This window comes from Salinimicrobium marinum (genome assembly GCF_014651535.1).
In the GTDB taxonomy this organism is placed as follows: Bacteria; Bacteroidota; Bacteroidia; order Flavobacteriales; family Flavobacteriaceae; genus Salinimicrobium; species Salinimicrobium marinum.
The window spans coordinates 50,380-65,175 of the sequence record NZ_BMXB01000021.1 but is presented as its reverse complement, the minus strand read 5'-3'; the positions used below and the strand labels follow the sequence as shown (position 1 = coordinate 65,175).

Genomic DNA, 14,796 nt, shown 5'->3' with positions numbered 1-14,796 from the left:
TGAAACAGCCTCAGGCTGGCAGGAGGTATCATTTGCTTCTCCTGTGCCTGTGACGGCCAACACTACTTATGTGATTTCATATCACAGTAGTAATGGCTTTTATTCTGCAAGTAATTTTTCATTTAGCAACAGGTTTGAAAATTCCCCCCTTACCGGACTACAGTCTGGAACAGACGGATCCAATGGGTTATATAAATACTCTGGGGCACCTACTTTTCCAGAACAGTCTTATCAAAGCAGCAATTACTGGGTGGATGTAGTATTCAATACTGTACCATTTTCAGGGAATCAGAAACCTCAGATATCTCTGGTTTCCCCTTCTGAAAATACCACCTTCACCATGCCTTCGACCATTCACCTACAAGCTGCTGCCAGTGATTCGGATGGAACATTGACCAAAGTGGAGTTTTTCGCTGGAACAGAGAAGTTGGGGGAAGTACTTAGCAGCCCGTTCCAATTTAACTGGACTGTTCAAAAGGGGGGAGCATATATTTTAACTGCAAGGGCTACAGATAACGAAGGGAGCGTAGCTACTTCATCCGAAGTGAACATCCTGGTTTCTGATCCCTACAACCAACCTCCAAGCGTTCATCTTACTTCTCCCGAAAACCAGACCAGCATTCCGGCCGGGGGGGATATCACCCTTTCCGCAGAGGCCAGTGACGTAAATGGGAGTGTTTATAAAGTGGAATTTTTTAGGGATAATCAAAAACTGGGCGAGGATCTCGGCAGTCCTTTTACCTACGATTGGGATAACGTTCCGGCTGGAACATATTCTATTACTGCCAGGGCGACAGATGACGAGGGAGCCACAACCTTGTCAGCTAGTGCTGTACTACAAGTGGAAAGTTTGGGATCAGAATGTCCCTGCACCGTATTCAAACCCAATGATTCCCCCAGCAATCCGCTGTGGAATGATGGATCGAGCCTGCAGCTGGGAATGAAATTTCAGGCACTAGAAGATGGGGTGGTTCTGGGAGCCCGCTTTTTTAAACAAAGCGGAACGACAGGAACGCATACGGCACAATTATATAGCAGGTCCGGTAATCTTATGGCGGAGTCCATATTCGAAAATGAAACTTCTTCAGGTTGGCAGGAGGTATATTTTACTTCACCGGTTCCCATTACAGCCAATACCACCTATGTAATCTCGTACCACAGTAGTAATGGCTACTATTCTTCAGACAATCCTTATTTCACTACTCCTGTGATGAACGGTTCTCTTGTCGGGCTTCAAAGTGGTTCTGATGGACCTAATGGAGTATATCGTTACTCGAGCACCCCCACTTTTCCGAATCTCAATTTTCAAACCAGCAATTACTGGGTGGATGTTATTTTTGATGTACCCGGAACCATTAAGAGCTCCTTAGACCCTGACCTTTCGAAGCACACCTTACCAGGTCCCCATAAAATTCTTGCTCCTGCAGAGAATGAGTTGAAAATATTCCCCAATCCATTTGAGGATTTCGCAACTCTTTCCTTTTTCTCTGAGGATGAAGGAACGTACAAAGTCAGGCTCTATGATTCAAAGGGAACTTTTTTAAGGCTCATTGAGCAAGGGATATCACTTCCAGGTGTGGAAAAACAAGTGGTGATCAATGGAGAAGGACTACCCGAAGGTATCTACCTGGTACAACTTGAAGATCCGAACAGTTTGCGGATGTTCAGGCTGGTTCTCAGTAGGAAAATGAAATTCTGAAGTGCCGGTGAAGTACCGGATAGGTATAGCTTCATGTATACCTAGTGAATATTGAATATTGCTTGTGATCGGCATTTTTACCTCTCCCTACACAACAAATTCGTCCAATTTTAAAATTTTAGTTATGAAACGTACTCCATCATTAATTACAGTATCTACCTTGTTTCATCTGCTGGTAGTAGACGTGACCTTTTTTTTAAACTCGTCCAGGAAAATTGAAATTCTAGTGGCTCTGGTTCTTTACAACCTTATTTGGTTATGGATGTTATTTAATGTCGTCAACCATGCCTATAGTACAAAAAAATAAATCGAGGTCTATGAAAATATCTATTATCACCATAGTTTACAATCGAAAGCATTGTATTGCCGATTGCATCCAGTCTGTTCTAGATCAGACCTATCACAATATTGAGCATATCATTATTGATGGTGGTTCTACAGACGGAACCCAGGAAGTGATTGAAAAATACAGAGATAAAATCGCATTTTACATTTCTGAAAAGGATGAAGGGGTTTTTGATGCTTATAACAAAGGAATCAAAAATGCCACTGGCGATGTCATCGGGGTACTTAATTCAGATGACTTCTTTTTTGAACCGGAGACGATTCAGAAGATAGCAGAGGCCTTTTCTTTTTCAGGGGCAGACCTGGTATATGCCAACGGCCTCTTTGTAGATCAGGAAGATCTTTCCAGAGTAAAGAGAATATACCCCTCGAAGCCTTTCCGAAGACGCTACCTCTCCTATGGATGGATACCCCTTCACACGACCATTTTCGTGCGCAAGGAAGTTTTTGAAAAGAACGGATTTTACCATCGAGGTTATACCATAGCCAGTGATTATGAAATATCACTTCGCTGGTTCAAAAACGATGACATAAAGAAGTTTTTCCTCAATGAATGGGTTGTTAAAATGAGGTTGGGTGGACTTAGTACTTCTGCTAGGTTACAACTAAGAAAATCAAGGGAAGACCTCAGAATAATTAAACTATACCATTTAAATGGTCTTTTTACCCTGGCATGTAAAATCGGGAGGAAAATACCTCAATATCTAGTTCCACAAACTAAGGAATTTATCAGGTTTCCCTCGATAAGACTGCCTCTTTCTTCTAAACCACAATTGGAGAAAAAATGATCTATGAAAGGTGATTATTTTATAATACCGTTTTCTGTACTGGCTCATCTGGTCACTATTAATGTTACGTTGTATCTTCTCACTCCGGAAACCTATCTTAACGTAGTGGCAGTGAAAGGATATAATGTAGCCTGGTTACTAGGGGCTCTGGGACTAAATTTTTACACCATAGAGAGGAAGGAGCGGTTTATCACCAAATTTCATAAGTTTCTTAAACACTATTTTATTTTTGTCCTGTCTTATTTTGCAATCTTTGCCTTTACCGAGACTCCTTTTTCATTAGGCTACCAACTTTTTATACTGTTGTTTTTGCTTTTTCTGCTAATCTTTTATCGCTGGTTTTTCTTTACAACCAGAAGGTTATATAGAATTGAGGGAGGCAATTTCGTCAATGTGGTCATGGTTGGAAAGGATAAGAATAGTAAGGCAATCCAGAAGATATTTGAAGAACCCGATTATGGCTACCGCTATAAAGGTTATTTCGATAACATCACAAGTAAAGGTGATAAGGATTATCTTGGGCAAGTAAAGGATTCCTTTGCTTACATCCGGGAAAACAGAGTGGAGGAGATCTACTGTGTTGCTTCACAGTTAACAAAAAGCGAACTCAACCAAATCATTGCTTTTGCAGATAACAATCTCTCGCGTATAAGAATTATTCCGGATAACAAGGAAATCTTTACCAGGGCGATGCATGTGGATTTATATGGAGCAATACCGGTAATTAACTTACGCAATTCTCCCCTGGAAAGAAATTATGCTAAATATGGTAAAAGAGCTTTTGATATAATTTTTTCCTCTCTGGTTATCATATTCATTCTGTCCTGGTCCATTCCGCTCCTTTTTATCCTTACGCGGTGGGAATCTAAAGGAGGATTATTTTTCCGACAACTCCGGCATGGATATAACAAAAAATCCTTCTACTGCTATAAGTTTCGTTCCATGGCAGTAAATCCTGAAGCAGACAGTAAAATGTGCACCAGGGGAGATGCCAGGGTTACCAGGATAGGAAGAATCCTTCGGAAAACCAGTATTGATGAACTGCCCCAGTTCTTTAATGTCTTAAGGGGAGAAATGAGTGTGGTGGGGCCGAGACCTCATATGGAGGCGCATACGCTGGTGTACGCAGAGACTGTGGATAAATATCTTGTAAGGCATTTTGCAAAACCGGGAATCACCGGCCTTGCCCAGATCAAAGGATACAGGGGCGAGATTATAAATAAGTCAGATATTATTAACCGTACGAGGTTTGATATTTTTTACCTGGAGAAGTGGAGTCCTCTCCTGGATCTACAGATTATATACTATACCATTTACAATGTTATTTCGGGAGAAAAAAAAGCCTTTTAAGCTTGAGCTCCATCCTCTTATTATTAACAACCTAAATTCCATTTTATGATCTGTTCAGTTTTCAACAGAAAGTTTTTGCCCTTTATGCTATTGGTAGTAACCTTATCTTCCTGTGTGTCCCGAAAAAATATGGTGTACTTCAGAAATGTGGACCAACTCAGGGAAAGTGTGGAACGCAATCGCAATGACAATCTTCAGATTCAGGCAGACGATGAGTTAACCATCAGAGTCTCGGCACCTGAACAGGATGCAGCCCTTCCATTCAACCTGACAAAGTCCATTGCCTCTCCGCTGGCAATGGGGGGAGCTGTCGAACTGGAAACTTATTTGGTTTCAGACCACGGAACTATTGAGTTTCCTGTCATTGGAACGGTAGAGGTCAACGGACTCACTACCATTCAGCTTGCAGAAAAAATTAAAGGTCTTATTTCAGAATATGTAAAGGATCCGCTGGTGAACGTTCGTATTCTTAATTTTCAGGTAAGTGTGCTTGGAGAGGTGAACCGCCCGGGAACTTTTTCCATTGATGATGATCATATTAACTTATCCAAGGCAATTGCCATGGCGGGAGATCTGACCATTTTCGGAAAAAGGGAAAACATATTAATTATGGGAGAAGAGGAGGGAGTGAAAACCTATGCATATCTCGATCTTACGGATGCCAATGTAGTGAATTCTCCCTACTATAACCTCAGGCAAAACGACGTGATCTATGTCGAACCCAGATCTTCCAGAAGGCAGTCAGCAGGTTCTACAGGCATAGCGGCTACTTACCTTTCTCTGGCATCCGTGCTTGCGTCTTTAGTAATTCTTTTTACAAATTAATATTATGGTCTATAACAATAATGTTACAAAAAGTGGATTTGAAAAAATAAACTTTAAACAGGAGCTTGAAAAATATCTTAGATACTGGCCATGGTTCATCCTGTCCCTCGGCCTGTTTTTATCGCTGGGCTTTTTCTATCTGAGACATACTACGCCTATCTATAGTGCCAAAGCGAGTATCATTATAAAAGATGAATCTGCAGGCAGTGGTGTGGGTACAGCTATCTACAGTGAACTTGGAATAGGAGGGATGGGAGCGAATAACTTCGATACCGAAATAGGTATCCTGAAATCAAGGAGCTTAATGGAGGAGGTAGTAAAATCGCTGAATCTTCAAGTCCAGTATTTTAAGGAAGGAAAATTGCGGACTGTAGAAATCTATGATGAAATACCTTTCAACCTACAGGTGATGCGTATGGATGAAGCTGCCCTTAAAAAGTTGGGGGGTGCAGGCTATGAGATTGAAAAAACTAGCTCCGGATTTCAGGTGAGGAATCTGGAAGAGATTACCTCCAAAAAAGTACCATCTGGCGTTGTGCTAAACCTGGGTTTTGCCGATATCGTATTATCTGAAAACTCCATTCCGGAGTATGAGAATCTATCCGAAAAAACCATTGTGACCTTTTCTACATTAGAAAATATGGCCACCCGGTATCGCAACGGTATTCATGTAATGCAGGAAGCAAAATCTTCCGGATTAATTAATCTGGAACTAAAGGATCCGGTTAAACAGAGAGCTCGGGATATTCTCGATCAATTGATCTTCGAATATAACAGAGATGCCATTGAAGACCGGAATCTCATCGCAAGAAATACTGCGAATTTTGTGAATGAAAGGCTGGCTATTATCAACGGAGAACTCGATTCTGTTGAAACCGGTAAAGAAACTTTCAAAGAAGATCACCTTCTCACCGATATACAGGCGCAATCCCAGCTCTTTATTCAGAATGCCAACGAATATAACAAACGCCGTCAGGAGGTGGGGACACAGCTAGAACTGACAAAGGCAATGCTGGATTATATTGCATCCAATTCAAAGTCGGATCTTTTACCAGCCAACCTGGGGATTGCTGAAAGTGGCATAAATGAACAGATTAGTGAATATAATAATCTTGTTCTTGAAAGAAACCGAATCTACCGGGGTTCAAGCGAAAAAAACCCGGTTGTGATCAGGTTGAACAACAATATTGATCAGATAAAGAACAATGTGGTACAGAGCCTGAGGACGATGCATTCCAATCTCGAAATAAACCAGGAAGACCTGAGAAGGCAGACATTAAGCATAGGACACCAGATCTATGCTGTGCCTTCCAAGGAGCGGGAATACCGGGGGATAGAACGGCAACAGAATATCAAGGAGACCCTGTACTTATTTTTATTGCAGAAAAGGGAGGAGAACTCGCTTTCGTTGGCAGTAACAGAACCAAAGGCAAAAATCGTGGATCGGGCTTATTACCAGGATTTTCCGGTAGCGCCCAGTTCAAGGAATATCTATTTAGGAACCTTTATTTTAGGTCTTTTTCTACCGATTTCCGCGATTTATGTCAAGGACATATTGAATGATAAAATAACAAAAAAAGGAGATATTGAAGGGGAAATTAGGGAAATACCTCTGATCGGTATGATTCCAAAAATAAAATCTAAAAAGGATGGAATTATCAGAGATAATGACCGTTCCTTCCTGGCAGAATCTTTTAGAATCCTCATAACCAATCTTCAGTATCTCTTGATCAATACAAAAAACAAAACAGGCGGTGTGACTCTATTTATAACTTCTACTAAAAAAGGGGAAGGCAAAACTTTTACGGCTGTGAATTTAGCTGTTACTCTTGCCAATACTGGAAAAAAGGTACTGCTTTTAGGAGCAGACCTAAGAAATCCTAAACTGCAGGCTTACAAGGCTAATAACGATTGTCTCCTGGGGATTAGTGACTATTTATTAAACGATAATCACAAACTTAAATTTTTGATAGGTCCTTCTAATCTTCATCAAAAAATAGATGTTCTCAGTTCCGGATCCATTCCTCCCAATCCCTACGAATTGCTGAAGCAGGAAAAAGTAACTTTTATGTTCGACGAGCTGGGAGCTATGTATGATTACATCATAGTAGATACTGCTCCCGCGATGCTCGTAGCCGATACTTTTTTGATTACAAAATTTGCCGATGCAGTTTTGTTCCTGTTAAGATCAGGATATACAGAAAAGGAACTGTTGGAATTTCCCTTAAGCTCAAAAGAAGAAGGGAAATTGACCAATGTAAGTTTCGTACTGAACGACCTAAAAATGGAAAATATGGGCTATGGAAGGAAATACGGGTACGGCTATGGTGAGGAAAGAAAAAAGAGCTGGGAAAAAAAAAGGAGTCATAAAGCCATTCCCAGTTTCAGATAGAACTATGGAGAAGTATCAAAATAAAAATCCCGCTGGCGGGATTTTTATTTTGATGCTAATCCTTAATCTTTAAACTTCCTGTACTTCGCCATTAAAAACATGTAAATGGCATAGGCTATCAAACCGGCGGCAACTAACCCGAGTAGCCAGGCTCCATAGGAGGAATCCTGAATGAAAGAGAAAGCTTCAGTGGTAGTTTTTATTTCCGAAGGATCGGAACTTAAGGAGGCCTGCAGGGCAAAATACCCAATGATAAGGAAAATGACTCCCCGTGCGCTTAATCCAAATTTCGCTGTTTTTTTAATGCTTTCCCTTTTCTTTTCATCACTCAGAGAGGAAAGTCCGAATTTTTTGGTATAATCGTTTTTATACGCCTTTACAAACTGAAATATCCCTGCAATCGCTATGGCTGCTCCTCCTATTCCCAGTAGAATGAGTCCTGTCTCACTGGCGAGAAAAGAGGAATTTTCAGCAGAAGAAGAGCCGGAACCTCCGGAAGCACCAGATCCTCCTGCAGTAAAGACCCTGAGGATCCCTAAAACTGCAAGTCCGAGGTACAACAGACCGCTTATAAAGAAAGCTACCCGTTTTGCTTTTCCCTTGGTATCTGTGCCAATATTTTCGGGATCTGAAACAGATTGAACAAATCTCCAGGCGGCATAGCAGGCAAGGCCCAGCCCCATTAATACTAAAAGAATATTTCCGAATGTTTGTTTGTCAAGAAATTCAAGAACCTGAAGTTTTCCGGCCTTTTGTCCGCCCATATTAAAGGCAGCCATAAAAGTGAGGATTCCTGTTATTGCGTAAACTACTCCCTTGGCTACAAATCCTGTTTGCGCCATCTTCTTAATTTTACTGTCCATGTACTTTTTTTGTTGGTTACTTATTAAAGTTAGGAGAAAGAACTTATTTCAACAATCATTTATAAATACTTTATAAGAATCTTGATAACAAAAAAAGAGGAATTGATATCTCAACTCCTCTTTTTCGAAAAAAATACAGGCAAAATTATTTTTTTACCAACTCTGCCATTTCAGCATATCCTTTCATCCGGGCATGATGATAAGCGGTACTTCCACGACTGTCCTCAATCGACTTGTCTGCTCCGTTATCTAGCAGGAGTTGGGCTGTTTTCTTTTGATCAAACATGGCTGCGAAGATCAAAGCTGTAGCTCCACTGGAATTACGGGCATTTACATCTGCTCCATTTTTGAGAAGTAGTTCAGCAATATCAGTATATCCTTTAAAGCAAATCCCCATTAATGCAGTATTTCCGGCGGCATCCCGGGCGTCAACATCTGCACCGGCATCAATCAGCAGTCGGGTGATCTCCAGTTGATCGCTATAACTTGCTAGTACTATGGGAGGAAATCCTTTGGAGTCCTTTTGTTCTGCAAGGGATGGATTTTCAGAAAGCATCCTTTTTACTTCCGCCGATTCACCTGATTTAATTTTGTCGAAAATGCTCATTCTTTATTTTTTATTAGTGTCTGTAATATTGCCGATCCTTAAATAATTAAGTCAACAATTTTATGACAGGGTTTATGTGGTAGGTTTTTTTTATCAAAGTTCCTGAAATAGAACCAGCATAAATTTACGAAAAAGGGAATGTTTCTGTCTCTTCCCGTATTATATTTCCTTTCTTCTCAATAATTAAAATTTATTGTAACGTTGAAAACTACTCAAGATTATTATTGTTGCACGGTAACTTCCAATGCTTTCCTTCCTGAAAAAATAGTTTTTTCAGGCCAGGCTTCCTATTTTTAACCTTCAGATGTTTTTCTTCAGAAGAAACAAGCAGGGATTATCAGAAAAGGAATCAGAAGTAAATTACAGAAATACATTAATGCAAAAAGAACATTACGGAACCACTCCTAAAGGGGAAGCAGTCGACCAGTATACGATGGAGAATGAGAACGGATTAGAAGTTAAGATCATCACTTTTGGCGGCAGGATCACTTCCCTGAAAGCTCCCGATAAAAACGGTGATTTAAAGGACATTGTGCTGGGTTTTGATTCTCTTAGTGAGTACATCAATGAAAATCCATATTTCGGAGCTATAATTGGTAGGTTTGGAAACAGGATCGCCGGGGGGAAATTTTCCCTGGACGGCAGGCAGTATGAATTGGCAAGAAATAACGGGGAAAACCATTTACACGGCGGAAAAAAAGGTTTTGATAATGTGGTTTGGATTGCTGAGGAAAATGGACACAGCCAGAACAGCTTGAAATTATCCTATTTAAGTAAACATATGGAAGAAGGGTACCCCGGTAATCTGGAGGTTAGCGTTACGTATACTTTACAGCAAGATAATATTCTTGAAGTCAATTACGAGGCTACAACAGATCAACAAACCATAATCAACCTTACCCAGCATTCTTATTTTAATCTCTCCGGAAATTTTTCAGAAGAAATTTTGGATCATGAGGTTCAAATAAATGCAGATGAATTTCTTCCGGTGAATGAATCCTTAATTCCAACAGGAGATTTTAAAAAGGTAGACGGTTCAGCTTTTGATTTCAGGAAACCTAAAAAAGTAGGGCTGGAAATTGAAGCTGAAGATGAGCAGCTGAAACTGGCCAAAGGCTATGACCATTGCTGGATCATTAATAACAGTCAAGACGGAGTACGCTTTGCAGCTTCTGCCCATGATCCCAATTCCGGCAGACTTCTGGAAGTTTATACTACAGAGCTGGGAATGCAATTCTACACCGGAAACTCTTTGGATGGCAGTTTATCACAGAAAGGAGGGGAAGGAAACTTTGGGAAAAGAAGCGGATTCTGTTTTGAGACGCAGCATTTTCCCGATTCTCCCAGTCAGGAGAAATTTCCATCGGTAGTACTGAAACCGGGAGAAGTTTTCTCCTCAAAAACCTTCTTCAAATTTTCGGTAAAGTAGAAAATGAAGTATTGATTACATAATTTTGAAAAAATGGAACTATTAGATATAAATTCAAAAGTCACCTTGCTAAATGGGGTGAAAATGCCTGTTCTGGGACTTGGGGTATATAAAGCAAAGAATGGGCAGCAGGTGATAAATGCCATTCATTATGCACTTGATGCCGGATACCGCCACATAGACACGGCGAGTTTTTACAATAATGAAGAAGGGGTAGGAGAAGCAATACGTAAGGGAAATGTTGCAAGAGAAGAGATCTTCGTCACTACCAAGGTCTGGAATGATGACCACGGATTTGACAATACATTAAAAGCCTTTGAAGCCTCCAGGCAAAAGCTGCAGCTCGATTATATTGATCTGTACCTTATTCACTGGCCTGTTCCCGGAAAATATCTTGAGACATGGAAAGCGCTTGAACAATTATATCGGGAACGCAAAGTTAAAGCAATAGGAGTGTGTAATTGTATGGAACATCACCTGCAGGATATTATGGACAACTCTGAAATAAAACCTATGCTGCTTCAAAATGAATTTCATCCCCGGTTAGTTCAGCAGGAGCTGTTGGATTTCTGTAAAGAAAATCAGATTCAGTATGAAGGCTGGTCTCCACTTATGCGTGGACAGATCTTGACCAATGAAACCTTGAAAGGTTTAGCAGAAAAATACCGCAAGTCGGTTGCTCAAATCACCCTGCGATGGAATCTTCAGAAGGGAGTGGTGGCTATTCCTAAAAGTGTACATAAACACAGAATTGAGGAAAACGCCGATATTTTTGATTTTTCTTTATCTGAAGAAGAGATGAACCTGATCGATTCTCTCGACAGGGAGGAACGTACAGGCGCTCATCCAGATCATTTCATGGATCATTTTAAATAAAGAGTTGAAAATCAGTAGTGTTTTCCCGCGAATGCATATAAGGAATATTCGTGGCTTTTCTATAGTACTTCTTAAGGTTGAATAAAATAAACCATTTTTATTTTATTCAACCTTTTCACAATAATCTAAAGCCCTGGAATCCTGCCGGTGCCGGTTTCTTTTCTTTTGCTGGAGCCTTCGGGAGGATAAGGAGTCTTGTCCTGGATCTCCTTGACCTTTTCGGGATCGAACTGCGGGATCTGTAACTCTCCTTTTTCTCTCCACTGCTTCACTTTTTCTTCGGCATTTTTCGATTTCTCCTTTGATAACCCGCTGTCACGGCCAAAATAAATAGTTTGAGATGGGAAGGCAAAACCGGTCCCACTTTCTCCAACCACATCCATCATTTGTAAAAGCAGGTCTTCCTTTACCTCCAGAAATTCATCAAAAGTGGCTACAGTGATATAAGCAAACACCTCGAGGTTAATGGAATCAGATCCCAGTTCCACAAAACGTACCCTTGCAGGATCGGGTGACACCATAGGGTGGGAATAAAGTACTGCCCTTAATTCCACGAGCAGATAACGAATCTGTTCCGGGGTGGTTTCGTAACGTAATCCAAAAGTGGGATGAAACCAGAACCTGTCCCTGTGGGCATAATTTTCAATATTTTCTGAAGAAAATTTTCCGTTAGGAATGGTCACTACGGTTCTGTCCAGCGTTCGTATGCGCGTGGAGCGCATCCCAATCTTTTCGACAGTTCCTACCATGTCGCCTACCTTACAGAAATCTCCAACCCGTACAGGTTGGTCGGCGATCACAGTGACACTCCCAACAAAATTTTCAATGGTTTTTTGGGCTCCCAAGGCCAGCGCAATACCACCAATACCAAGTGCAGCAAGCCCGGTAGTGATATCAAATCCTATGGCCCCTAAAACGGCAATGATCCCAAAAATGACGATCGCAACCTTTGCGGTTCTTTGCAGGAACAGAACAACAGACACTCCGGAAATATTACCGCGGAGACTCATTCGATTTTTGCTGAAGGAACCTATAAAATCAGCTAGTTGCCAAAGCAGGATCAGGAAAGCAATTAATCCGATAATGAGAGTAATCCCGCTAAACCTTTGACGAAGGATGATGGAAATTCCCATTTCCTGTGACAAAAAAACAAAGAGCCACACAGCTATGTACAACCTGAAGGGCAGGCCAAGAGCTCCAATGATCCCTGAAGTTGGTTCTGTTCTAGCTTTCCGCCAGGAGCTACGGATCAAAAATTTGATGATAAAAACGATGGTCCATGCCAGCAGGTAGGAAATGATCGCCAGCAAAATGGCTGCCAACCATTGACCTACCGGTACGCCTCCCCATAGATTTTCATTAAGTATCTGGGGCATATACCGCTCCACTATTAGCTCGTCTTCAACGGTCACTGCGGCCAGCGTCTCTATAGTTTCTGATGAAAAAAGCCAGATGGGACCACCTTCCGGTCCTTCTGTACGCTGTACGTAAAGATCAATGTTTTCTCCATCTGCAGATACTGTTCCAACCCGATCCACATCTGGCGGAAGTTCTTCATCGGTACGGCCCCCGGGATCACTGCTTATCCAGGAATAGGGCATGATGTCTCCTCCACGGTCGAGTAATCTCTGGAGTACCAGGGCCAGATCTTCTCCTTGTTCGGCAGTATACCTATCATTTAAATGCAGGTATTGGCCCGCCCGTTCATAATTCCTTTTGGCAACTGCATCTATAAATCCGTTTACAGTACCCCGGGGAGTTCTTCTGTTTAAGGGATCATCTGGCCAATCGGGTTCTGCCTGTTCTTCATTTTCAGATTGAAGCTCCGGAAGGAGCTGGGCGGTTGACGCGATAGGGTTAGCCAAAAGAAGAATTCCGGTAAGAAAAAGTAAGGTGTATCTGTAAAAAAGTGAGGTTTTATTGGACATCATAAATACTAAGATAGGGTTTTCTTCATTTTTAAACAGTCAAAAAAATATCAATTTTCTGAAAAAATAAAGGTATCAAAACGAAAATCAGATAAAAATCTTCATTAATCAACACCTTTCAAATTTTCATGTTTCAGGTGTGTTGAGAATAAAATGTTCTTAGAAAAGGCTGAACTTTTTTCCGGAGCAGCTGCAGTTGTAAATTTATATATTAGTAGACATTTAATTTTATAACGAATGAAAAAGATTTTTGCCTGGTCTATTAGTGCTGCCTTAGCAGGTTTTTTATTTGGGTTTGATACGGTGGTGATTTCAGGAGCCGATAAGGCGCTGCAGGAAGCATGGGGAACTTCCGATGCTTTCCACGGATCGGTGGTCATGGCCATGGCTCTATGGGGAACAGTGATTGGAGCTATTTTTGGAGGTTTTCCCACCAATCACTTCGGAAGGAAAAATACCTTGTTGGGAATTGGTTTTTTATACATCATTTCTGCCCTGGGATCTGCCCTGGTAAATGATCCTGTATCTTTTGCCATTTTCAGGTTTATAGGTGGTTTGGGAGTAGGAGCCTCCACTATTGCCGCTCCCACGTATGTTTCTGAAATTGCTCCTCAAAAATACCGTGGCCGTCTGGTATCTCTTTATCAGTTTAATATTGTGCTGGGAATTCTCATTGCGTTTCTATCAAATTACCTGCTAAGGAACACTGGCGAGGAACCATGGCGGTGGATGCTTGGCGTGGAAGCTATTCCGGCAGTGATATATACGATATTTGTGGTAATGGTACCGCGGAGTCCCAGGTGGCTTATTTCAAAAGCCAGAAATGCCGAAGCAGAAAAGGTGCTTCTTGCGATCCACCCTGACAGTGACATTAAGGAGAAAATGACAGAGATCCGGCAGCAGTCGGAAACTAAACTTGCCGGGGAAAATATTTTCATGAAAAAATACCGTTTTCCACTCATCCTCGCTTTTCTGGTGGCATTTTTTAATCAGCTTTCTGGGATCAATGCATTGTTGTATTACGCTCCAAGAATTTTTGAAGCTGCAGGGCTGGGGGAAAGTACGGCATTGTTGAGCAGTATAGGTGTGGGAGTGGTTAACCTTCTTTTTACCATTCTTGGGGTGGTGTTGATCGATAAACTTGGCCGTAAACAGTTAATGCTGATAGGATCCATTGGCTACATAATTTCCCTGTCTTTGGTGGCAGCTTCCTTCTTCCTTGACTGGGGCGGACTTAGCGTACCTATTTTTCTGTTTCTTTTTATTGCGGCTCATGCTATTGGCCAGGGAGCAGTGATTTGGGTATTTATTTCTGAGATTTTTCCGAATCATTTGCGTGCCATGGGGCAGTCTTTTGGATCTTCCACCCATTGGTTACTGGCAGCAATTATTCCCTCTTTGATCCCATTCCTTTTCTCTACTGTAGGCCCTGCTTATGTTTTTGCCTTCTTTGCCTTTATGATGTTCCTGCAGTTGCTATTTGTAATTTTTATGATGCCGGAAACAAAAGGAAAATCTTTAGAAGAACTTAGCGAAGAGTTATCAATTAAGAAACATAGATCGTTCTAAATATCGGTAAATTGCTTAAAAATTAGGGGGTGTATGATCAAAAGGTTATAGATAATGATTAATCGCCTATATTTTTGAGGGGAGTATTCATTAATTTAAGTAGTATATTTGGTTTTGAATCCAAA

Annotated in this window: 12 protein-coding genes; 9 read left to right on the top strand and 3 right to left on the bottom strand. The window is 41.1% G+C overall.

Annotated elements, in window-relative coordinates; translation table 11 throughout:
• The 6 genes from IE056_RS17005 to IE056_RS16980 all read left to right on the top strand — a co-directional run.
• A partial coding sequence (locus tag IE056_RS17005) for a DUF4082 domain-containing protein (RefSeq protein WP_189606172.1) occupies nt 1-1,699 on the top strand: 1,699 nt, incomplete at its 5' end.
• Nucleotides 1,700-1,823: 124 nt separating this feature from the next.
• On the top strand, nt 1,824-2,006 hold the full coding sequence (locus IE056_RS17000; RefSeq protein ID WP_189606169.1) for a hypothetical protein: 183 nt from the start codon (nt 1,824-1,826) through the stop codon (nt 2,004-2,006).
• Between the two features lie 10 nt (nt 2,007-2,016).
• The gene (locus tag IE056_RS16995; protein WP_189606167.1) at nt 2,017-2,832 is read left to right on the top strand and encodes a glycosyltransferase family 2 protein; all 816 of its coding nucleotides are present in this window, start codon (nt 2,017-2,019) and stop codon (nt 2,830-2,832) included.
• Between the two features lie 3 nt (nt 2,833-2,835).
• Nucleotides 2,836-4,182, top strand: a complete 1,347-nt coding sequence (locus tag IE056_RS16990) for an exopolysaccharide biosynthesis polyprenyl glycosylphosphotransferase (RefSeq protein ID WP_189606165.1) — start codon at nt 2,836-2,838, stop codon at nt 4,180-4,182.
• A 45-nt stretch (nt 4,183-4,227) separates the two neighbouring features.
• A complete protein-coding gene (locus IE056_RS16985) occupies nt 4,228-5,007 on the top strand; it encodes a polysaccharide biosynthesis/export family protein (RefSeq protein ID WP_229793803.1) in 780 nt (259 codons plus the stop codon).
• A gap of 4 nt (nt 5,008-5,011) precedes the next feature.
• On the top strand, nt 5,012-7,399 hold the full coding sequence (locus IE056_RS16980; protein ID WP_229793802.1) for a GumC family protein: 2,388 nt from the start codon (nt 5,012-5,014) through the stop codon (nt 7,397-7,399).
• 62 nt (nt 7,400-7,461) lie between these two features.
• Here IE056_RS16980 and IE056_RS16975 read toward each other — a convergent pair whose 3' ends face one another.
• Together IE056_RS16975 and IE056_RS16970 are read right to left on the bottom strand one after the other, a co-directional pair.
• On the bottom strand, nt 7,462-8,262 hold the full coding sequence (locus tag IE056_RS16975; protein WP_189606163.1) for a DUF1206 domain-containing protein: 801 nt from the start codon (nt 8,260-8,262) through the stop codon (nt 7,462-7,464).
• A gap of 145 nt (nt 8,263-8,407) precedes the next feature.
• Nucleotides 8,408-8,869 (bottom strand): ankyrin repeat domain-containing protein, encoded by a 462-nt coding sequence (locus tag IE056_RS16970; protein ID WP_189606161.1) that lies wholly within the window; start codon nt 8,867-8,869, stop codon nt 8,408-8,410.
• Between the two features lie 376 nt (nt 8,870-9,245).
• Between IE056_RS16970 and IE056_RS16965 the strand changes: the two genes are divergently transcribed.
• Nucleotides 9,246-10,298 carry an aldose epimerase family protein gene (locus IE056_RS16965; RefSeq protein WP_229793801.1) on the top strand — a complete coding sequence of 351 codons (1,053 nt, stop codon included), beginning with the start codon at nt 9,246-9,248 and terminating at the stop codon, nt 10,296-10,298.
• A 33-nt stretch (nt 10,299-10,331) separates the two neighbouring features.
• Complete coding sequence (locus tag IE056_RS16960; protein ID WP_189606157.1) at nt 10,332-11,174, top strand: aldo/keto reductase; 843 nt, start codon at nt 10,332-10,334, stop codon at nt 11,172-11,174.
• 125 nt (nt 11,175-11,299) lie between these two features.
• Here the strand turns inward: IE056_RS16960 and IE056_RS16955 are convergent, their stop codons facing one another.
• Nucleotides 11,300-13,105 (bottom strand): mechanosensitive ion channel family protein, encoded by a 1,806-nt coding sequence (locus IE056_RS16955; RefSeq protein ID WP_229793800.1) that lies wholly within the window; start codon nt 13,103-13,105, stop codon nt 11,300-11,302.
• A gap of 234 nt (nt 13,106-13,339) precedes the next feature.
• Between IE056_RS16955 and IE056_RS16950 the strand changes: the two genes are divergently transcribed.
• Nucleotides 13,340-14,671, top strand: a complete 1,332-nt coding sequence (locus IE056_RS16950) for a sugar porter family MFS transporter (RefSeq protein ID WP_189606156.1) — start codon at nt 13,340-13,342, stop codon at nt 14,669-14,671.
• Nucleotides 14,672-14,796: the final 125 nt, after the last annotated feature.